The 19,487-nt window shown below is 38.4% G+C and carries 16 protein-coding genes; 8 read left to right on the top strand and 8 right to left on the bottom strand.

The window, feature by feature from the left end; translation table 11 throughout:
• Positions 1 to 105 precede the first annotated feature (105 nt).
• The 5 genes from A9P82_RS04575 to A9P82_RS04555 all read right to left on the bottom strand — a co-directional run bounded on the left by A9P82_RS04575 (position 106) and on the right by A9P82_RS04555 (position 7,810).
• Positions 106 to 2,319 carry a GH92 family glycosyl hydrolase gene (locus A9P82_RS04575; RefSeq protein WP_066204630.1) on the bottom strand — a complete coding sequence of 738 codons (2,214 nt, stop codon included), beginning with the start codon at positions 2,317 to 2,319 and terminating at the stop codon, positions 106 to 108.
• A gap of 81 nt (positions 2,320 to 2,400) precedes the next feature.
• On the bottom strand, positions 2,401 to 3,378 hold the full coding sequence (locus A9P82_RS04570; protein WP_066204627.1) for an ROK family protein: 978 nt from the start codon (positions 3,376 to 3,378) through the stop codon (positions 2,401 to 2,403).
• Positions 3,379 to 3,421: 43 nt separating this feature from the next.
• Positions 3,422 to 4,843 (bottom strand): MFS transporter, encoded by a 1,422-nt coding sequence (locus tag A9P82_RS04565; RefSeq protein WP_066204624.1) that lies wholly within the window; start codon positions 4,841 to 4,843, stop codon positions 3,422 to 3,424.
• A gap of 77 nt (positions 4,844 to 4,920) precedes the next feature.
• Positions 4,921 to 6,297 carry a DNA repair protein RadA gene (gene radA / locus A9P82_RS04560; protein WP_066204616.1) on the bottom strand — a complete coding sequence of 459 codons (1,377 nt, stop codon included), beginning with the start codon at positions 6,295 to 6,297 and terminating at the stop codon, positions 4,921 to 4,923.
• 67 nt (positions 6,298 to 6,364) lie between these two features.
• Positions 6,365 to 7,810 (bottom strand): sodium:solute symporter, encoded by a 1,446-nt coding sequence (locus A9P82_RS04555; protein WP_066204609.1) that lies wholly within the window; start codon positions 7,808 to 7,810, stop codon positions 6,365 to 6,367.
• A 144-nt stretch (positions 7,811 to 7,954) separates the two neighbouring features.
• Between A9P82_RS04555 and A9P82_RS04550 the strand changes: the two genes are divergently transcribed.
• The 5 genes from A9P82_RS04550 (at position 7,955) to A9P82_RS04530 (ending at position 12,547) form a co-directional block, all read left to right on the top strand.
• A complete protein-coding gene (locus A9P82_RS04550) occupies positions 7,955 to 8,404 on the top strand; it encodes a GNAT family N-acetyltransferase (RefSeq protein ID WP_066204606.1) in 450 nt (149 codons plus the stop codon).
• Positions 8,397 to 9,269, top strand: coding sequence for a hypothetical protein (locus A9P82_RS04545; RefSeq protein ID WP_066204603.1), 873 nt, complete (start codon positions 8,397 to 8,399; stop codon positions 9,267 to 9,269). The genes A9P82_RS04550 and A9P82_RS04545 overlap by 8 nt, the downstream gene beginning before the upstream one ends.
• A gap of 6 nt (positions 9,270 to 9,275) precedes the next feature.
• The gene (locus A9P82_RS04540) at positions 9,276 to 10,511 is read left to right on the top strand and encodes a 4-hydroxy-3-methylbut-2-enyl diphosphate reductase (RefSeq protein ID WP_066204600.1); all 1,236 of its coding nucleotides are present in this window, start codon (positions 9,276 to 9,278) and stop codon (positions 10,509 to 10,511) included.
• Between the two features lie 172 nt (positions 10,512 to 10,683).
• Positions 10,684 to 11,700: a sensor histidine kinase gene (locus A9P82_RS04535; RefSeq protein WP_066204597.1), complete on the top strand. Its 1,017-nt coding sequence runs from the start codon at positions 10,684 to 10,686 to the stop codon at positions 11,698 to 11,700.
• A gap of 85 nt (positions 11,701 to 11,785) precedes the next feature.
• On the top strand, positions 11,786 to 12,547 hold the full coding sequence (locus A9P82_RS04530) for a LytR/AlgR family response regulator transcription factor (RefSeq protein WP_066204594.1): 762 nt from the start codon (positions 11,786 to 11,788) through the stop codon (positions 12,545 to 12,547).
• Between the two features lie 10 nt (positions 12,548 to 12,557).
• Here the strand turns inward: A9P82_RS04530 and A9P82_RS04525 are convergent, their stop codons facing one another.
• From A9P82_RS04525 to A9P82_RS04510, 3 genes are all read right to left on the bottom strand, one after another.
• Entirely contained in the window at positions 12,558 to 13,607 is a 1,050-nt protein-coding gene (locus A9P82_RS04525) for a fatty acid desaturase family protein (protein ID WP_066204591.1), read from the bottom strand.
• A 650-nt stretch (positions 13,608 to 14,257) separates the two neighbouring features.
• Positions 14,258 to 15,403 carry an alpha/beta hydrolase-fold protein gene (locus A9P82_RS04515; RefSeq protein WP_066204586.1) on the bottom strand — a complete coding sequence of 382 codons (1,146 nt, stop codon included), beginning with the start codon at positions 15,401 to 15,403 and terminating at the stop codon, positions 14,258 to 14,260.
• A gap of 10 nt (positions 15,404 to 15,413) precedes the next feature.
• The gene (locus A9P82_RS04510) at positions 15,414 to 15,974 is read right to left on the bottom strand and encodes a UbiX family flavin prenyltransferase (RefSeq protein WP_066209599.1); all 561 of its coding nucleotides are present in this window, start codon (positions 15,972 to 15,974) and stop codon (positions 15,414 to 15,416) included.
• Between the two features lie 320 nt (positions 15,975 to 16,294).
• Here A9P82_RS04510 and A9P82_RS04505 point away from each other — a divergent pair, with 320 nt between their 5' ends.
• The 3 genes from A9P82_RS04505 (at position 16,295) to A9P82_RS04495 (ending at position 19,435) form a co-directional block, all read left to right on the top strand.
• Positions 16,295 to 16,693, top strand: coding sequence for a hypothetical protein (locus A9P82_RS04505; protein WP_066204583.1), 399 nt, complete (start codon positions 16,295 to 16,297; stop codon positions 16,691 to 16,693).
• A gap of 137 nt (positions 16,694 to 16,830) precedes the next feature.
• Positions 16,831 to 18,102 carry a TolC family protein gene (locus tag A9P82_RS04500; protein WP_066204580.1) on the top strand — a complete coding sequence of 424 codons (1,272 nt, stop codon included), beginning with the start codon at positions 16,831 to 16,833 and terminating at the stop codon, positions 18,100 to 18,102.
• A gap of 229 nt (positions 18,103 to 18,331) precedes the next feature.
• Positions 18,332 to 19,435, top strand: coding sequence for an efflux RND transporter periplasmic adaptor subunit (locus A9P82_RS04495; protein ID WP_066204578.1), 1,104 nt, complete (start codon positions 18,332 to 18,334; stop codon positions 19,433 to 19,435).
• Positions 19,436 to 19,487: the final 52 nt, after the last annotated feature.

Raw genomic sequence — 19,487 nt, 5'->3', positions numbered from 1 at the left:
GTTGTATGACAATTATTAACACAAAAAAAGAGTGATTTATTGTATTAAAATCACTCTCTTTTTGTATTGAAATGTTTTATGTGTTCCTCAATCTTACAAATAAACTCATGGTCTATCAGTATTTGCTGTACCAAAGTTTTTATTAGGTGTAGAACCCATTGTAAATTCTAATGTACCGCCGTTCATAATATCTTTGTATGTAATGTATGATTTGGAATAATTTTCCCCGTTCAGTTGTACAGATTGAATATAAATATTGCTGTCAGAAAGGTTGTCTGCCTTTACAGTAAATCGTTTTCCATTAACTTCTATCGATGCTTTATCGAAAGCCGGTGTACCGAATACAAAAATGCCATTCGACGGATTTACCTGGTAGAATCCCAAAGAGGAAATTACATACCAAGCACTCATTTGTCCGCAGTCGTCATTGCCGCACAAACCGTCGATTTTATCAGTATAAAACTTTGTAGAAATTTCATGTACTTTCTCAGCGGTTTTCCATTGTTGTCCCGCGAAAGCGTACAAATACGGAACATGATGTTCGGGTTCGTCGCCTTGAGCATACATTCCAATCAAGCCGGAAATATCGGGCGAAGCATTCGCTCCTAAATCGCCGGTAACGACAAACAGACTGTCTAATTTTTTTATAAACGATGCATCACTGCCAAATAATTTTATCAAGCCATGTACGTCCTGCGGAGCGAGCCAAATATATTGCCACGCATTACCTTCGGTATAATCGCTTTTGGTATGAACTGATTGGAAAGGATTGAACGGTTCATGGAATTGTCCATTGGATAAAATGCCGCGCATGAATTGTGTTTTGGTATCGAAATATTTTTTATAATACTCAGAGCGCTTTTTGTATAGTTCGTAATCGGCTTGCTTGTTTAAATATTTTGCCACCAAAGCAATCGAGCCGTCATCTACAGCGTATTCCAGCGCTTTGGAAACAGATTCATTTTCTTTATCCGAAGGAATATATCCAAGTTCTTTTAAATATTTTAGTCCGTAATCGTCCCTGTTGGCAGATGCTTTCATCGCTTTAAATGCAAGCTTCACATCAAAGCCTTTAAAACCTTTTAAAATGGCATCGGCAATTACCGGAACTGCGCTGTAGCCAACCATGCAATCTGTTTCATTGCCCATTAAATGCCATATTGGTAATTTGCCTTGCTGCTGATAAATAGCGAGCATTGAGTTTACAAAATCGTTTACGACTTCGGGATGCAATACAGTCATCAAGGGATTTAACGCGCGGTAAGTATCCCACAAAGAGAATACCGAATAGTTGTTAAAAGCTGCGTGCGCATACACTTTTTTGTCTGTGCCGCGGTATGAGCCGTCTGCATCATTGAACAAAACGGGGTCAATCATTGTGTGGTATAAAGCCGTGTAAAAAGTTGTTTTCTTCGCAGCATCATTGGACTCAAGATGCACTATTGACAAGGCTTTTCGCCATTCGTTTTGTGCATTCTCTACAACTTTATCGAAATCCCAACCGGGAATTTCTGCCCGGATATTTGCCAAAGCATTTTCCGGACTTACGGGAGAAATGCCGACTTTGAAATCGACTTCGCCAACATCTTTTCCAAAAGATAAAATACCTTTCACATCATTGGAAGCGAGAGAATCATTAGAGATAAAATTTCCATGACTGAACGCGGCAAATGATACAATAGGTTTCGACGTTTTAATTGCAAACCACAAGCGTTGGTCGGCAGCCCAACCCGTTGAAAAACGATAGCCGATAATCGTATTTTTATCCAGTATTTTTATAAAAGTGTGTGTAGCCGAATCCCAGCCAATACCTTGCTGTAAATCTACAATTACACGTGCGGAGTCTTGTGCGGGAAAAATGTATTTGTGAAATGCAACCCGTTTGCTTGAACTAAGTTCTACTTTTATGCCTGATTTTTTTAGTTTTACGTAGTAAAATCCCGGAGAAACTTTTTCATCATTGTGGGAATAAATGTCGGCATATTCATGCGGATTGGTTTTGACAGCACCTTCGTACGGCATCATCAATACATCGCCTAAATCGCCGATGCCCGTGCCGCTTAAATGCAGTTGCGAAAAACCTACCATTACACTATCGGAATAATGATAACCTGAACACCAGTCCCAACCTCGTGTAAAATTCGTAGGACCAACCTGCACTGCGCCAAAAGGCACATTTGCACCTACAAACACATGACCATGTGCCGCTGAGCCAATCAATGGATTCACATATTGTAAAATATCGTTGTTGTTGTGTTGCCCAAAACTTGCAGTTGCGCCGAAGCCTGCAAAAATCAGGGCTAATGATATTTTTTTCATACAAAATTTTTAAAGAAAAACCACAATTACGCAGTATTTATATCTGCGTAATTGTGGTTGAATCTCGTTGTCAAAGATAATTTATTTTAATTCCCAAACCAATGCGCTCGCACCAAGAATAGCTGCGTCAGATTCTTTTAATTCGCTTGGTATGATTTGAACTTTGTTTTGAAAAATAGGCAACAAATTTTCTTCCATGTGCTTTTTGGTCGGTTGAAAAAGAAGGCTTCCCGCCTTACATAATCCACCGAATAAAATAATCGCTTCGGGAGAAGAAAACATCACGAAATTTGCCAGCGCTTTCCCTAAAATTTCTCCTGTGAAATAATAGGTTTCTTTTGCGATTTCATCGCCCTGAATAGCGCAGTCGTAAATTAAACGACTGTCGATTTCATCTGTATCGTAATTACGTAAAATACTTGGCTTGTCTTTGTATTTTTCAAGTAATTCAATAGCTGTCAACGTAACGCCTGTAGCCGAAGTGTATGTTTCCAATGAGCCGTGAACGCCTGTTGACCAGTGTTTGCGTCCTCCCGGAACAATGATAGTATGTCCAAGCTCGCCGGCAAATCCATCGTGCCCATAAACCAATTCGCCGTTTACAACGATTCCGCTGCCAACTCCGGTTCCCAAAGTAATCATGATGAAATCTTTCATGCCTTTTGCTGCACCGTAAGTCATTTCGCCCACGGCTGCTGCGTTTGCATCGTTGGTCAAAGCCGCCGGCAGGTTAAATTTTGCCTGAATAATTTCTGCCAGTGCAATTTCTCCTTTCCATGGAAGGTTGGGTGCGTATTCTATTTTGCCCGTGTAAAAATTTCCGTTAGGTGCACCTATGCCGATACCTCTGATAAGTTTATCTATACCGAACTGATTGATTGCAGGTAAAATTGCTTCGTACAATTCATCTATGTAGTCTTCAAATTTATCGTGTTTTTTTGTGGATATGGCGCCACGGTAGCTTATTTCGCCTCTATGGTCAACGATTCCAAACACGGTATTGGTGCCGCCAATGTCAATACCGATAGCCATTTGCTGAGAAACAGGAACTGATAACATATTTTTTTGTAAGTATTTAGTGTTTTATTTTTTGCAAAGTTAATTAATGTCCGGATGCTTTTGTGTGGTCCACATCTATTCCTTGTTTTTCCAATATTTTTCCTACACGTACTGCAAAGAATACAAGGTAGGCAAATCCTATCAAAGGAACAATGTATGATATATGAATATTGGAAAGGTCTGCTATTTTACCTTGTAACGGCGGAATAATAGACCCGCCCAAAATCATCATAATTAAAAATGCAGAACCCTGACTAGTGTATTTTCCCAAGCCTGTAATTGCCAATGCGAAAATGCTGGGCCACATAATGGAGCAAGCCAAACCTCCGCTAATAAATGCCAGGCGACCAACTTCTCCTACGGTTAATAAGCCGATTGCCATTGCAAGAATGCCTACAATTCCAAATATGACCAGGTTCAAAACAGGCTTTTCATTGCCGATAAAAAATCCGCCTACCAAAATGGCAATACATACTGCATAAATATAGAACTCATCAACAGGTGTTCCCTGTAAATGATTAACCAAAAGTATAATACCAAACGCAACATAAGGAACAACAATGGTTAAAATATTTCTTAGAATTTTTGAAGTCTTAAATGCGCTGATAGCACCTGTCCAGCGACCAATCATCAAACTGCCCCAATACAATGAAATGTAAGGCGAAATCTGAGCGGGATTAAGACCGCCAAATTCTTTACTCTCCAGCAATGCTCCCATATTGCTTTGAATGGTTACTTCACAGCCTACATAGACGAAAATAGCAACCATGCCCAAAACCAATTGCGGATATTTCAATGCACCAAGTCCGCCTTCAAATTTTTCATCGCTGGTAACTTTTGGCAGGTTGGAAATCCAGAAAAATATGGCTACGGCAAAAAATACGCCTGCAAGCAGTAAGTATAAATTATTAATGGAAGTGATAGAAACATTACTTGTTCCGCTACCGACAGAACCGAATAAAATAACGCTCACAATTACCGGACCAAGCAAGGTTCCAAGTGAATTGACTCCACCTGCAAGATTCAGTCTGTGCGCTCCGGTTTCAGGCGTGCCCAATACGACTGCAAACGGGTTCGCAGCCGTTTGTTGCAACGAAAAGCCAATGGCAATAATGAAAAACGATAATAAAATTAAACCAAATTCTCCCGACTTTACCGATGGAATCATAGCCAACGCACCTACAACCGAAATGAGCAATCCATATACAATGCCCATCTTAAAACCGATTTTGTTAAGTATATCAACTTTGGATACCTGTGAGGCAATATACAATATCAAAGACCCGATAAAATAACCACCGTAAAAAGTAAAATCAATGAGTTGGGACTCGAATTGAGTAAGATTGAAATGCGCCTTACAAAAAGGTATAAAAATACCATTGCTCGCTGCCACAAAACCCCAAAAGAAAAAAACAGTTATTAGCGTTGCCATTGCACTGCCATAACTCTTCTGCTGATTAGCCATAAATAATTATTGATAGTTTGTTTCAAAAAAATGACGGGCTAAAGTACTATAAGTTTTATTATTTTAAACTATTTCATTTAAAAAAGATATTTATACAGTTCTTCCACTTTGCCCAAAGAGATAATTTCTATTTTAAAATGTTGTGCATTAAAGCCTTTTTTGTTGTATCGCGAAACAATGATTTTTTCAAACCCCAGTTTTTCCGCTTCGGCAATGCGTTGTTCAATTCTATTCACAGCACGTATTTCGCCGTTTAAACCAACTTCGCCGGCGAAACAGATTTGTTGCGGCAAAGGAATGTCTTCGTAAGAGGAGAGAAGCGCTGCTATAATCGCCAAATCAATCGACGGGTCTTCGACTTTCAAACCGCCCGCAATGTTAATGAACACATCTTTCATACCGAATAAAAATCCGCCGCGCTTTTCAAGAACTGCCAGCAACAATTGCAATCTTCGCAAATCAAATCCGCTCACGGTGCGTTGCGGTGTGCCGTACACACTTTGCGTTACGAGTGCTTGCACTTCAATCAATAGTGGTCGCATTCCTTCCATGCTTGCGGCAATGGCGCTACCGCTAAGATTGTCTTCTTTTTGCGAAATCAATATTTCTGACGGATTGTTTACGGCACGCATTCCCTCATTGGACATTTCATAAATACCGAGTTCTGCGGTGCTGCCAAAACGATTTTTCAGCGTGCGCAAAATGCGGTAAGTATAATGCCTGTCGCCTTCAAATTGCAATACTGTATCCACCATGTGTTCCAAAATTTTAGGTCCCGCAATGTTGCCGTCTTTCGTGATATGACCAATCAAAAATACCGGCGTGTCGGTCTCTTTGGCGAAACGCTGAAATTCTGCGGCGCACTCACGAATTTGCGAAATGCTTCCGGGCGAAGCATCTATAATTTCGGAATGCAAGGTCTGCACACTATCTACAATTACAAGCTGCGGTTTGAGCTTTTTTATTTCTTTAAAAATAATTTGCGTGGAAGTTTCGGTAAGCAAATAAAAATTTTCGTTCTGAATACCGAGCCTTGCCGCACGCATTTTGATTTGTTGCTCGCTTTCTTCGCCGCTCACATATAAAGTCGTGAGTTGATTGAGTTGTAAACCTGTTTGCAAAAACAATGTACTCTTCCCGATGCCCGGTTCGCCCGCCACAAGTACGATGCTTCCATGCACAATGCCGCCGCCAAGCACGCGGTTGATTTCCGCATCTTTGGTTAAAATTCTTTTTTCTTCATGCACGTTTATTTCGCCTAACGATACAATGCGGTTTTCTTTTTCCGATGAACTTTTATTATAGTTTTTCCACACTGAAGTTTTGTCGCTGCCTCTGTCAATCACTTCTTCAACAAATGTATTCCACTCGTTGCACGACGGACATTTACCCAACCATTTTGGGCTTTCATATCCGCAGTTGCTGCAAAAAAATGCTGTTTTTGTTTTAGCCATTGTCAGTTGCCTGTTGTCCGTTATTTGTTATCATGAATTTCCTGATAATCCTTTAAATCTTCCCAAATCATGGTTCAGACTTTGAAATCATCCGCAACCCAAGCCAAGTCAGTAATCCGTTAATTGCAATCAATTCCAAACCGATTTGAAAATTTCCGAAAATTTTTTTTTGATAATAATCTATAAAGAAACAAATGACCGGCGCAGCAAAGCAAACCATTGGAACAAGTTTATCATTTACTTTTCGCTTGCTGAAAATGCCGAACGCAAATAGTCCAAGTAAAGGTCCGTAAGTATAACCCGCGAGTTTCAAAATGATGCCAATCATGCTGTTGTTGTTAATCCATTTAAACACCAGCACCAAAATCAAAAAACTAAGCGCTACCCAAAGATGAATTTTTTTGCGGATGGATTTTTGTTTCTCTTCGTTCCAGTCGGTTCTTCTTTTCATTCCTAAAATATCAATGCAAATGGATGAAGTCAAAGCTGTCATCGCACCATCTGCGCTGGGAAACAATGCTGAAATCAGGGCAATGATAAAAATCACGGAAAGCGCTGCGGGCGCATGTTCCATCGCGATTGCAGGAAAAAGTTGATCGCCGCTTGCAACAATATTTTCCTGTATTTTAAATAAGTGCAACAAACCGCCAAGAAATAAAAATAATGAAATCACAATCAACATAATAAAGCCAAGCGACACCATATTTTTCTTTGAATCTTTCAGCCGCGTAACCGAAATACTTTTCTGCATCATTTCCTGGTCAATGCCCGTCATTGTAATGGTGATGAATGCACCTGCAAGAATTTGTTTTACAAAGAAATTTTTATCATCGATATTGGTGTTGAAAATTTCCGTAAAGCCGTGAATGCGCATGGCATCAAGGCTTTCGCCAATGTTCATATTGAGATGGTGCAAAATGTAAGCGCTGCAAACAATTAGTCCAATCAGCATACAACTTGTTTGCAAAGTATCTGTCCACACAATGGTTTTAACGCCGCCTTCATACGTGTATAAAATTATCATTGCAAGAATAATGAGCGTTGTAACCCAAAACGGAACGTGCAGTTTATCCAGAATAATTACCTGCATAATATTGACTACAAGGTACAGTCTTGCCGTTGCGCCAAACCATCTTGAAACAATAAAAAACAACGTACCTGTTTTGTAAGATGCAGTTCCCATCCGGGTTTCAAGGTATCCGTAAATGGAAATGAGTTTTAATTTATAATACAATGGCAGCAGAATAAACGCAATCGTAAAATAGCCGAGCATATAGCCGAGCGTAATTTGTAAATAATGAAAAGAATCATAACCGACTGCGCCGGGAACGCTTACAAATGTAACGCCGCTGAGCGAAGTTCCTATCATGCCGAAAGCCACGAGCATCCAGTTGCTGCGGCGGTTGCCGATGAAGAAAGATTCGTTGTTGCTGCCTTTGCCCGTTTTCCACGAAACGAAAAGCAGCAGCAGGAAATAAATGAAAACGATACTGAGTAAAAGTGTTGCAGACATGAAGCAAATATAAATTAAGAATTAAAAATCGGTAATTAATAATTAACTCCCACATGCAGGAAATACAAATTGTTAATGGAAATTCAACAATTCTTAATTTTTTATTACTAATTCTTAATTAATTTTCATCTTTACTTTTGCTCCATGAATTTACAATTTGTATGTAAGAAATTTGACGAACTTTCGTTGATTGAATTGTACCGAATTTTACAAATCCGCAATCAGGTTTTTTATGTAGAACAGCGTTGCGATGATTTGGATTTGGACGATAAAGACCAGCAATCTTATCATCTTTCGATTTACGACGGCGAAATTCTTTGCGGCTACGCGCGTTTGCTGCCGCCGGGATTGGCTTACAGCGAAATGTCCATCGGCAGGGTGGCGGTTGATTTCAGTTATCGCGGAAGAGGAATCGGTAAAGGACTGATGAATCAGGCGATTGAAAATTGTTACAATTTGTTTGGTAAAGGAGCTATTAAAATAAGCGGACAATTGTACTTGCAAAAATTTTATGAATCTTTGGGCTTTGAAAAAATAAGCGATGTGTATTTAGAAGCAGGAATTGAGCATATAAAAATGATAAAGAATGATTGATTCTGAAAAATATAAAAAGATGGATTTGCATGATTATAATGTTCAAATTGAAATTGTACAGATGAGGTATAATTTTTTAAATTTATCATTTGAGCAGGCAGAAAAAGTATTGGCTTTTGAGGATGAGAAAGATTTTTATACAACGAAGTACGCGCTAAATGTATGGGAAGAACAAGATTTGATGTATGATTATTTTAAAAGAGCTTTAGATAAAACTCAATTTGAAAAACTCAATCGTTGGTACAATCAACAAGAAGAAAATTATAAAAAACAATTGCTTGAAGATGACGGAAAAAGAATAGTTTGGATTCATTATTACGAAGAATTAATAGAAACTTATCAAAAGCAAATTATTCCGAAGTTTATTAAAAAAACTTTTGACTCATACATTTCTTTACCACTTTTTCAGGAAAAAATTAAGATAGATTATTTAAAACACGAGTACAAGAAATATTTAGAAAGTGAAAAGATACATATATTCTCGGCTCATTTCAGAGAATATAGAACTTATGCTCCAAACCGATTGAAAGAAGTTTTATTGATACATAAGAGGAAGTATATTTCTCCTAATTATTTATCATTTAAGCATTTCATGGATGAACCGACAAAAGCAATTGCTGATTTTCTATTGAAAAGTCTGAATTATATAGATAGAGAACACCAAACATTTTTCGATTCTATCAAAATGGAATGGGAGAGTGTTGTAGAAAAAATAAAAATTAAACATATTAAGGAAGATGTGAAAGGATGGACAACTGTGATAAAGAATTCTGAGCAAGAAATAAAAGAGCAAAACATAATGCAGGTAATTCTTTTTGACAAAGACTTTTACAATTATCAAGCAAATCCAAGTTTCTCAATTTAATCATCAATGAAACAATTCAACGTTCCCAACATATACCGAAGTTCGCTCATCAGCGCAATTAAAGACAAGCGTCGCGCAGATGACAAACTGAAGAAAGATTTTTCGCCTACGTTGCTCGATTTCGGCGATGTGCAATTATATCTCGCGCGTCATTTCGGATTTTGCTATGGTGTTGAAAATGCGATAGAGATTGCGTTTAACATCATCAATGAAAATCCCGGCAAGCAAATTTATTTGTTGAGCGAAATGATTCATAATCCGCAAGTGAATGCAGATTTAGCGGCGCGCGGCGTAAAATTTTTACAAGACACTTACGGCAGACAAATCATTCCTTTTGATGAAATTTCCAACAACGATATTGTAGTAATTCCTGCTTTCGGAACAACCCTGGAAATCGAAAAATTGCTGAAAGAAAAAGGCATTCCTACGGAAAAATATAACACCACTTGTCCGTTTGTGGAAAAAGTTTGGAATCGCAGCGAGCAGATTGCGCGCAAAGGTTACAGCATCGTGGTTCACGGAAAGCCGCGCCACGAGGAAACCCGTGCCACGTTTTCCCATGCTTCGTCCAAAACACCAACTGTGATTGTAAACGATATGGACGAAGCGAAAGAGTTGGCAAAATATATCACGGGTGAAAAACCGGCGCAACGTTTTTATGAAGAATTTAAGTGGAAACATTCTGCAAATTTTTCTGTCGAAAAAGATTTGCAGCGTATTGGCGTTGTTAATCAAACCACACAGCTTGCGAGCGAAACTCAGGCAATATCGGACTTTCTGAAGCAAGTGATTAAAATACATTATCAGCTTGCCGACCAAAATATTGGCGAACGCTTCGCCGATACACGCGACACATTGTGTTATGCAACAAATGATAATCAATCTGCCGTAAGCGGGATGTTGGGTACAGATGCGGATTTGGCATTCGTCGTGGGCGGTTATAACAGCAGCAATACTTCTCATTTGGTGGAGCTTTGCAGTGAAAAACTGCCAACTTATTTTATCAACAGCGCCGATAAAATTCGTTCTAAAAAAACGATTGAAACCTGCAATTGGAGTACGAAAGAAATTGTTGAAGTAGATAATTTTCTTCCTGAAAAATATCCGGTAAAAATATTGCTCACAAGCGGTGCAAGCTGTCCAGATGCGATTGTGGAAGACGTGATTAAAAAAATTTTATCGCTGTATGATTGTGAAGAAAAGTTTGATGAAATGCTTGAACGGATAATTGACGGAGCATGATTTACGGCTTGCTGAAAACGAAAGAATAAATATTATTTTGGAATTAGATTTATATTCTTTTGTTTTCTCAATCGCGACTTAGTTTTTATCTACATAATCATCTTAGCTGCAAAATTGCCCGCCTCACATATTTTTTGAACCAGCAAGAAACACAGTTTGCTAACTTTGTCGTATGTCGAAGCAATATCGAATATTGGGTGTAATCATTCCGCTTGGAATAGCTCTTGCCGTGTTACCTATAAAATTGACTGCCGATGATGTTCAATCGGGCGGTTTATTTTTAGCTGTCCGTACAATCCGATATACTTTTATAGCCGGTGTACTTGCTTTCTTTCTTCATCTTTGGCTGAATCGAAAATTTGCTTCAGCCGGTAGTAAATGGCGATATGCGGCTTATTTATTCAAGATTATACTTGTTGCAGTAATCATTTTTACAGTTTCGGTTTCGCTTGATTTTGCTTTCGATAAAATTGTAAAAAGCTCTCCTTTTACCATAGCCAAAGAGGACCTGAACTGGTATTTGGTAATATTAAGGTGTGTGCTCATCAGCGCCGTACAATTTTTTATAGTTTTTTATTTGCAGTTGTTCAGAGAAAGCCAGAGACGTAGTTTAGAAATAGAGAAGCTTAAACAAGCTCAGTTGGAAGCCAATTTGTCCAATTTGAAAGAGCAGATGAGCCCTCACTTTCTCTTTAATACGCTAAATACTTTAAGTGCGATAACACAGGAAAAGCCGGTAAAGGTTTATGTTGCCGAACTCGCTTCTGTTTACAGATATATGCTGGTTCATAATAAACTGAACCTTGTGCCTCTGGCGAAAGAGTTGAGTTTCATCACGTCTTATCTGTACATTATCAAAATTCGCATGGGAAATGCTATTGACATAAATATTGACATTGAGGAAAAATTAATGCAAACCAATATTCCGCCGCTTACCTTACAACTTTTGCTGGAAAACGCCATTAAGCACAATGTGGCAGCGATTAATAAGCCTTTGCAAATTCGGATATACAACAACGAATCGCATATTATTATTTGCAACAGTCTTTCGCCGAAAACGGCTCAACATTATTCAACAGGGGTAGGGCTGGACAATTTAATGAGTCGTTATCAGCTTCTGTTTTCCCGGAATATTGTTATTGAGAAAAGTTCAACAATGTTTAAAGTTAAATTACCGATACAGACATGAAATGAGCCATAGATATTCACATACAAAAAGCGATAATTATTTTGGCAAATTCCATCCGGTAATTAAAAAACAATAAAACAAGCAAATGAAAATTTTAATTATAGAAGATGAAATAAATGCCGCAAACGAGCTGGCAAGAATATTGGTTGACTTAGATGCTTCCAATACCGTGCTGGCAATGCTGGATTCTGTGGAGGCGAGCATTGCGTTTTTGAAAGGAGATAACTTACCCGACCTGATTTTTTCCGATATTCAATTGGTAGATGGAATGTGCTTTGAAATTTATCGGGAAGTTTCCTTAAAAAGACCTGTTATTTTTTGTACCGCCTACGATGAATATATGCTCGAAGCGTTTGAAACAAATGCTGTCAGCTATTTATTAAAACCAATTACCGAAGACGCGGTAGCGAAAGCAATGGAGAAGTATCGAAGCCTCAAATCGGCTTTTGAACCCGTAACGGCAACACGTTCTATTGAAAAATTGGGTCAGCAATTAAAATATATTTATAAAAAAACGATTCTCGTTGAACAACGGGGAAACATTATTCCGCTTTCGGTAAATGATATTGCTTATCTGTATCTGGAAAATTCGGTCATACAAATCGGTACGAATAAACATCATCAATATTTCATTCCTTCAACACTTGACGAGCTGGAAAGAGTACTTGACCCGGAAGTCTTTTATCGCGCCAACCGGCAATTTATTATCAACCGACTTGCCATTGCAAGCATAGAAAGATTTTTTTCACGAAAGCTCATTGCTAAACTTGTTGTACAAGCGCCTGAAACAATAGTCATCAGCAAGGCAAATGCATCCGGTTTTTTACGGTGGCTTGAAGGAGCGTAGTAAGCGCCTTTTATTGATTATCGCACCGTGCAGTTCTTTCTTTTAAGAATGCAATAACGGCTTCCTCTGATGAAAATCGATTGCCGATATTTACAAAATTCTTAGCCAATAAATCATATCGCTTTGCAAGCAAAAGCACTGCAACCATCATTATGTCTATCTTACTAAAAACAACGGCGTTATTTTCAACATATTTGTCAATTGTCTTTTGGAAATAAGCCGGATGCTCCGTCCAGTGCATCGTTGGTTTTAAATGATGTGATATGTGGTATCCATCGTTCCAGCATATCCAATTGTATTTACTGTTGATACAGTTCATGCTGTTTTTATAACCATTGCCGGGTTCTGCCGGGTCAATAAAAGCGTGTTGCGCCCAATTACCGAGCATAGCAATCAGCCGGTAAAAGAAATAGGGGAAAATAAACACGCAGAACGTGGCTCGCCAATTAAAACAACTCAAAACTATACACATAATGATAAACATAATTTCCCCGCGTATAGCGCTGTACATTAATTTTTTCCGGTTTTTCTTTTTCAAATAGGAAGCGAGGTCGTACAATCCTCGTACAATAAACCTTGACAGATATAACAAGAAGCTTTTCAAAGAATCGCGTTGGTAAGACATGGTCGAACTTTCATCGTCCTCAAGATTGTTTTCTGCATGGTGCATACCAATATGGTGCGAATAATAAGTATCTGCCATGTGCCCAAAAAACGGAGCGATAAAATACGGAAGTATGTAGTTTAAATAATTGTATTGCTTTTTAAATAAAGTCCGGTGAGCTGCGCAATGAAACATCAGCGAAAAACGACCAATGAAAGAAGCGGCATTAATTATCATATAAAAGATTGCTGCTGCCCACCAGTTTAGTCCGACGAACAAGTGGCTGAACAATAATACGGCATACGGAATCAGGAATAAGATAATACTGAGCGTAAAATAAATAAAAGGCAAATCCCTTTCATCGCGGATTAAGCGGAGAAAGAACTTATCCAACCAAATATAATATGGCGGCTTTAAACCAACAGGGTCGGTCAGTGTATCGGGTAGTGTACGCATGGTTAATCTTTAAATGTTATCAATTTTAGTTGCAAATAAAGCAGTAACCATCAGGTCTTGAAGGAGAAATTAACGGGAGACGGGCAAAATCGTCGCTAAAGCAGAAATCTATTTTGGAAAAATTTCCAATAATGTATTCAGTGTAATATTCACAGCCAAATTAATACAATACTTCTGATTTGTAATACGATAATACATACGGTTTGAAATAAAAACGAGAACATTTTCTTAAAATAATTGTTATTGCCCGCTTTAATCTTAAATATGTCTGCTTCCGCTAAAATGCGGGTAAATAAACTTTTATTTTGATTTGATTTGTTCTCAATCAGATAATAAATCTATACTAAAATGAAGAGTTTCTTATTCAAGATAGATAAATATATAAATGTAACCGATGCCTTTTGGTTAGCGGAAGACTTAGAATCAATTGATGATGAGGTAAATTGTGAATTTAACGACCAATACACCATTATAAAAATATCAAGCAAACAGCTAACCAGAGAGGATATTGAAAAAGTTTTTGACTTTCATTGCTGTCCCATTTCCGAAATATTCTACGATAACTCATAATGGTTTCCCTCATGGCATGAATTATACCGGAAACATTTTTGAGCAGTCATAGGAATTGCTACACTATCCGCGAAAATTGCTCACAACTTCCAAATTTCCAAACACCATTTGTAAAAACCCGGAAAATGTTTTCGCCAGAAAGCTTCATTGTGGATGCCTTCGCGGTCAATATTAATGCGGGTTTGGACGTTTTTAAATAGAAGTAATTCTTTCTGCACTGCTTCAATATTGATAACCATACTGTCAGATTCCTTATTGCCGCCGTAAAAGTAAAAATGGCTGTCATTGAACTGAGTTGAAAATTTCTTTATATCCTTTTTAAGTTTCGGAGCAATCCAGAATGACGGCGAAAAAATTCCGCTGATGCCGAATGTTTCCGGATATTTTATTGCTGCGAAAAAAGAAATTAATCCACCCATCGAGCTTCCCGCAATTGCCGTGTGTCCTGCATCGTTCAATGTCCTGTAATGCTTGTCAACAAAGGGTTTTAGTGTTTGTTCGAGAAAATCGGCATACGCATTTCCTTCGCCTTTTCCGAATCTTTTCGTGTTGTACGGATTGTATTCGTTCATACGCAAGCTATCGCCATTGTCAACCGCAACTACAATACATTGCTGTTCAACAGGTAAAGAGTTTAAATAATCGTCCACGCCCCATTCGCCGGAAAATGCGGTGGCTTCATCAAAAATATTTTGTCCGTCCTGCATATAAATTACGGGATATTTTTTGGATGATGTAAAATAATTCTGCGGCAGATAAATCCACACGCGCCTTGTTCTTTGCAGTTGAGGAATGAAAAAAGCGGTATTTAAAAAATGAACGTTCTGTGTGGCGGTATTTTGTTTTATAACCGGTAAAAAATTGTCTGCCCAGTTAGCGACTGAAACTTGTATCACACTATCTCTGTTAAGCTGTAATGTCCTGTTTTCCATAGTTTCGCCGTTTTTTCCCACTTCGGAATTTGCCCAGTTGCCGCGTACTATTTTATATTCATAGTAGCCTTTATCCAAAGAAATATTCAGCAGATATTTGCCCGATTTATCTTTTTTGAACTGATAGTTTTTGTCGGAAGTTGTCCAGCCGTTGAAGTTTCCGGCAAGAAAAATATCATCGCTTTTTGTAGGAATATTTGATGGGATGGTAAGTCGAAGCTGAACGTGAAATTGTGCGCCGGTTGAAAGTGAGTGTGTCATCAAAGAGAAAAATAAAATAATTTTTAAACGCATAATGAAGTGATTAGTTCCCCCATCGGAAACCGGTCTGTTGTAAGCCCGCAAGGTCGATGATGCGGTTTACAACCGTTGCAGCAACGTCTTCTAATGTCTTAGGTACGCTATAAAACGATGGCGATAACGGACAAATAATGCCGCCTGCGAGCGTTACCGTTTCCATGTTTTTGATATGGATGAGATTGTATGGCGTTTCGCGCACGGCGAGAATCAGTTTTCGCCTTTCTTTCAAAGCCACATCGGCAGCGCGCGTGAGTAAATCGTCGCTTGTGCCGGACGCAATTCTGCCGAGCGTTCCCATGCTGCAAGGCGCAACAATCATGATGTTGTATTGTGCCGAACCCGAAGCAAACGGCGCGTTGAAATCGTATTTGTCAAAATATTTTACAGGATAATTTTTATAATCTTCATTACCGAGTTCGGTGCGCCAAACTTCCTTTGCATTGTTGCTCATCACAACAGAAAGTTCACTCCATTGTTCTTTCAGTAATATTAGTTTGTCTAATAAAACTTTTGCATAAATGGCGCCGCTTGCGCCTGTAATGGCAACTGCGATTTTATTTGTCATGTTGAAAAGTAAAAAACAAAAATAAACAACAAAAAGCGATTGCATTTATCTTTTTACATATGTCGACAACACAAATGGAACATTAAGATAAGCGAAGACATTGCCGTAATTGATGCACTACGAATCTTATAGCTCAAATAATATTCGTGCTAATGGAAACTTTCCAGTACGAAAGATATAAAAGGTTTAGTAGCTTTCTATAAAGCCCTGTTTATAATACTTTCAACCGATAGTTAGCTTTTGTTTTTTTAATATATTTATAACCTTTAAGTGGATACATTTCAAATCACTTTTATATTTTTGTGTGTATTGATTTTTGAATGAAAAATTTCCGCACATTATCCGTTAAGTTTATCGTACTGATACTGGCGCTTCAGGTTTTAAATTTGAGCGTTTACGGATGTGCGTACAAAGAAGCAGTAGTAACCAATAAAGGAAATACCATTATTCAAACTAATCAAATCGATTGCCTTGCAGAATATATTGTCGAAGAAGTGTTGGATTATTCCAACGCATTTCCCGAACAGAACGGAAATCATACAAGAAATTGCGTTAAGGTAGTTAAAACTCAAATTCAGTTTTTTTCGGAATACCAAAGAATTGAAGAAACGTGCGACATAGAACTTCCGGTGGATACACGCAAATATGCGCATTATAAAAACACTTACGATTATCTTTATTTCAAAGAAATCAATCCTCCTCCTCCGAAACTTTCGTAGTTTTTAATCACTATTTATGATGCGGGCAAACATTGATATATGTGTGCTTGCACAATTTGAGTTTGGAGCAATGCTTCACTCATGATTTATTATTGACTAAGAAATTAGTTTATACTTCTTTCATTGATTAATTCTATATGATGACAAAAATCAAAAAGATTTTGATGGGTGTTGTCGCGTTGTGTAGTTCGGCAATCGTTTGCGCGCAAAATGCAGATACAGCAAGACTTTCGCTCGACAGCGCGGACAATATTTTTTTAAGAAACAATCTTCAATTGCTCGCGCAGAAATACAACATCGGCGCGCAGAAAGCATTGGAAGAACAAGCGAGATTATTCCCGAATCCCAACTTGCAGTTCGCAACGGAAATTTATAATCCGCAAACAAAAGGTTGGTTTCCCTTCGGACAAAATGGCGAAGTAACCGCGCAGCTTTCGCAGGAAATTTTGCTTGCAGGAAAAAGAAACAAGCAAATAAAAATTGCACAGGCAAATACGCAGCTTTCGCAAGTGCAGTTCACAGAAGTATTGAAAACGCTGAAGTACACGCTGCATACGGATTTTTACACGATTTATTATTTGCACAAATCGGCGCAAGCTTATATTGATGAAATCAATTCTTTGCAAACATTAACCAACGGTTTTGATGTACAACTCACACAAGGAAATGTGTCGCAAAAAGAAGCGTTGCGCGTGAAAGCGCAGTTGTACAGCCTGCAATCGGAATACAACGATTTGATTAATCAAATCAATGATACGGAAAGCGAACTGCGCTTATTGCTGCATTTGCCGCAAGTATTTGTACTGCCCGAAGTGGATAAAGAATATGTAGAAAAACTATCGCCAAGCGAATATCCTTTGCAAACGATTATCGATTCTGCATTGCTCAATCATCCCGACATTCAAATGGCGAAATTGAACACGCAAATCAACCGGCTGAATTACAGTTACCAAAAGGCATTAGCCGTTCCCGATCTCTCGCTGCAATTGGGTTACGACCAACAGGGAAGTTCCGTAAATCATTTTACAAGTCTTGGTGTTGCAATGGATTTGCCTTTCTTCAACAGAAACCAGGGCAATATAAAATCGGCAAAACTGCAAACGACATTATCTGAAATTAATGAACAAAATGCAACGGCAACCGTGCAGGAAAATATTTACAATGAATATGTAAAAGCCAACACGTATGACGATTTATACAGAAAGCGCGATAAAAATTTTGACGAAGATTTTAAAACATTACAGCAGGCAACATTAAAAAGTTATCAGGCGCGCACCATCGGCTTGCTCGACTTTCTTGATTTTTATGACGCATATAAAGAGAATGTTTTACAGGCAGACAACCTGCAAATCAACCGCATGAACGCTTTTGAAGCGCTCAACTTTTATAGCGGCAGCAACTTTTATTAAAAAGAAAAAATGAAAAATAAACCACATAGTAACATAGGCTTTTTACATAGAAAATTTAAGCGAGTAAGAGCATCGCATAGTTTTTCATCAAAGATGAAAAATGCTATGTTTCTCTCTTGCCTATATTTTGAACGAGTTTAATAATACTTAATTCCTAAATCAATTTTTCTATGTTTCTATGTGGTTCAACATTTTCACAAAAAATTCCTCAATAGTTCAATAAAAAAATATGAAGACAAAAAATTCCGGTTCATTATTATTCATCATCGGTGCAATCATTTTCCTGCAAAGTTGTTCGAGCAATAAACCGCAAACAGCCGACAATACTGCTGACAGTAAATATGTGCTTCCCGATTCGTTGCTGAAAACAATAACAATAGACACAGTAAAAAATTCGGTGTATTCAAACGCTATTACGCTTACCGGGCAAGTGGATTTTGACGAAGACCACGTAATAAAAATTTACCCGATGGTTAGCGGCGTTGCTCAGGATATTCGCACAGCGCTCGGCGATTACGTGCAAAAAGGACAAGTGCTCGCTATCTTCCGTAGCTCAGATATGACAGGTTTTTCCAACGATTTGGCAACGACGGAAAGTGAGTTGCAAATAGCAAAACACAACAGGGAAGTTACGATTAGTATGTACAAAAGCGGACTGGCTTCAAAGACCGACAGCCTGAATGCGGAAGAGCAATATGTACAGGCGAAAGCCAATGCACAAAAAGCGCAACGTATTCTTGATAACAACGGCGGCTCGTCCAATGGCGAATATGTAGTGCGTGCGCCTATTTCAGGTTTTATTGTTGAAAAAAATATCAACAACGGAATGGCGGTGCGCAACGACAATGGAAATAACCTCTTTACTATTTCCGATTTGAATACGGTTTGGGTAATGGCAAATGTGTATGAATCCAATATATCGTATATCAAAAGCGGCGACAGCGTGGATGTTACTACGCTTTCTTACCCGGGAAAAATATTTCGCGGAAAGATTGATAAAATCATGAACGTACTTGACCCAGACAGTCGCGTGATGAAAGTGCGCATCGTGCTGAACAATCCGGGCTATTTACTGAAGCCTGCAATGTTTACCAGCGTAAGTGTGAGTTACTCCGACAATAAACAAATGATTTCAATTCCGTCAAGCGCATTGGTTTTTGACAATAATCAAAACTATGTTTTGGTGTACAAAAGTCCGTCCGACATTACCATTGTTCCGGTGGAAGTAGATGGAACAAAGGGCGACAGAACTTACATCTCAAGCGGCTTGCAAGACGGACAACTGATTATTTCATCGCAGGCGTTGCTGATTTACCAGGCGCTGAACAGTTAGTAAAACCGAAAGCCCGGAATTGAAAATTGAAAAACAATTGAGTACTTAATTA

The sequence above is a fragment of the Arachidicoccus sp. BS20 genome, from assembly GCF_001659705.1.
Classification (GTDB): domain Bacteria; phylum Bacteroidota; class Bacteroidia; order Chitinophagales; family Chitinophagaceae; genus Arachidicoccus.
The sequence above is the reverse complement of the archived record's forward strand: the minus strand, read 5'-3'. Positions and strand labels throughout refer to the sequence as shown.

What these genes read in the sequence shown, in the direction of transcription:
- A9P82_RS04575 (WP_066204630.1), bottom strand. Translation starts at nt 2,319, where the DNA reads ATGAAAAAAATATCATTAGCCCTGATTTTTGCAGGCTTCGGCGCAACT.
- A9P82_RS04570 (WP_066204627.1), bottom strand. Translation starts at nt 3,378, where the DNA reads ATGTTATCAGTTCCTGTTTCTCAGCAAATGGCTATCGGTATTGACATT.
- A9P82_RS04565 (WP_066204624.1), bottom strand. Translation starts at nt 4,843, where the DNA reads ATGGCTAATCAGCAGAAGAGTTATGGCAGTGCAATGGCAACGCTAATA.
- radA (WP_066204616.1), bottom strand. Translation starts at nt 6,297, where the DNA reads ATGGCTAAAACAAAAACAGCATTTTTTTGCAGCAACTGCGGATATGAA.
- A9P82_RS04555 (WP_066204609.1), bottom strand. Translation starts at nt 7,810, where the DNA reads ATGTCTGCAACACTTTTACTCAGTATCGTTTTCATTTATTTCCTGCTG.
- A9P82_RS04550 (WP_066204606.1), top strand. Translation starts at nt 7,955, where the DNA reads ATGAATTTACAATTTGTATGTAAGAAATTTGACGAACTTTCGTTGATT.
- A9P82_RS04545 (WP_066204603.1), top strand. Translation starts at nt 8,397, where the DNA reads ATGATTGATTCTGAAAAATATAAAAAGATGGATTTGCATGATTATAAT.
- A9P82_RS04540 (WP_066204600.1), top strand. Translation starts at nt 9,276, where the DNA reads ATGAAACAATTCAACGTTCCCAACATATACCGAAGTTCGCTCATCAGC.
- A9P82_RS04535 (WP_066204597.1), top strand. Translation starts at nt 10,684, where the DNA reads ATGTCGAAGCAATATCGAATATTGGGTGTAATCATTCCGCTTGGAATA.
- A9P82_RS04530 (WP_066204594.1), top strand. Translation starts at nt 11,786, where the DNA reads ATGAAAATTTTAATTATAGAAGATGAAATAAATGCCGCAAACGAGCTG.
- A9P82_RS04525 (WP_066204591.1), bottom strand. Translation starts at nt 13,607, where the DNA reads ATGCGTACACTACCCGATACACTGACCGACCCTGTTGGTTTAAAGCCG.
- A9P82_RS04515 (WP_066204586.1), bottom strand. Translation starts at nt 15,403, where the DNA reads ATGCGTTTAAAAATTATTTTATTTTTCTCTTTGATGACACACTCACTT.
- A9P82_RS04510 (WP_066209599.1), bottom strand. Translation starts at nt 15,974, where the DNA reads ATGACAAATAAAATCGCAGTTGCCATTACAGGCGCAAGCGGCGCCATT.
- A9P82_RS04505 (WP_066204583.1), top strand. Translation starts at nt 16,295, where the DNA reads ATGAAAAATTTCCGCACATTATCCGTTAAGTTTATCGTACTGATACTG.
- A9P82_RS04500 (WP_066204580.1), top strand. Translation starts at nt 16,831, where the DNA reads ATGATGACAAAAATCAAAAAGATTTTGATGGGTGTTGTCGCGTTGTGT.
- A9P82_RS04495 (WP_066204578.1), top strand. Translation starts at nt 18,332, where the DNA reads ATGAAGACAAAAAATTCCGGTTCATTATTATTCATCATCGGTGCAATC.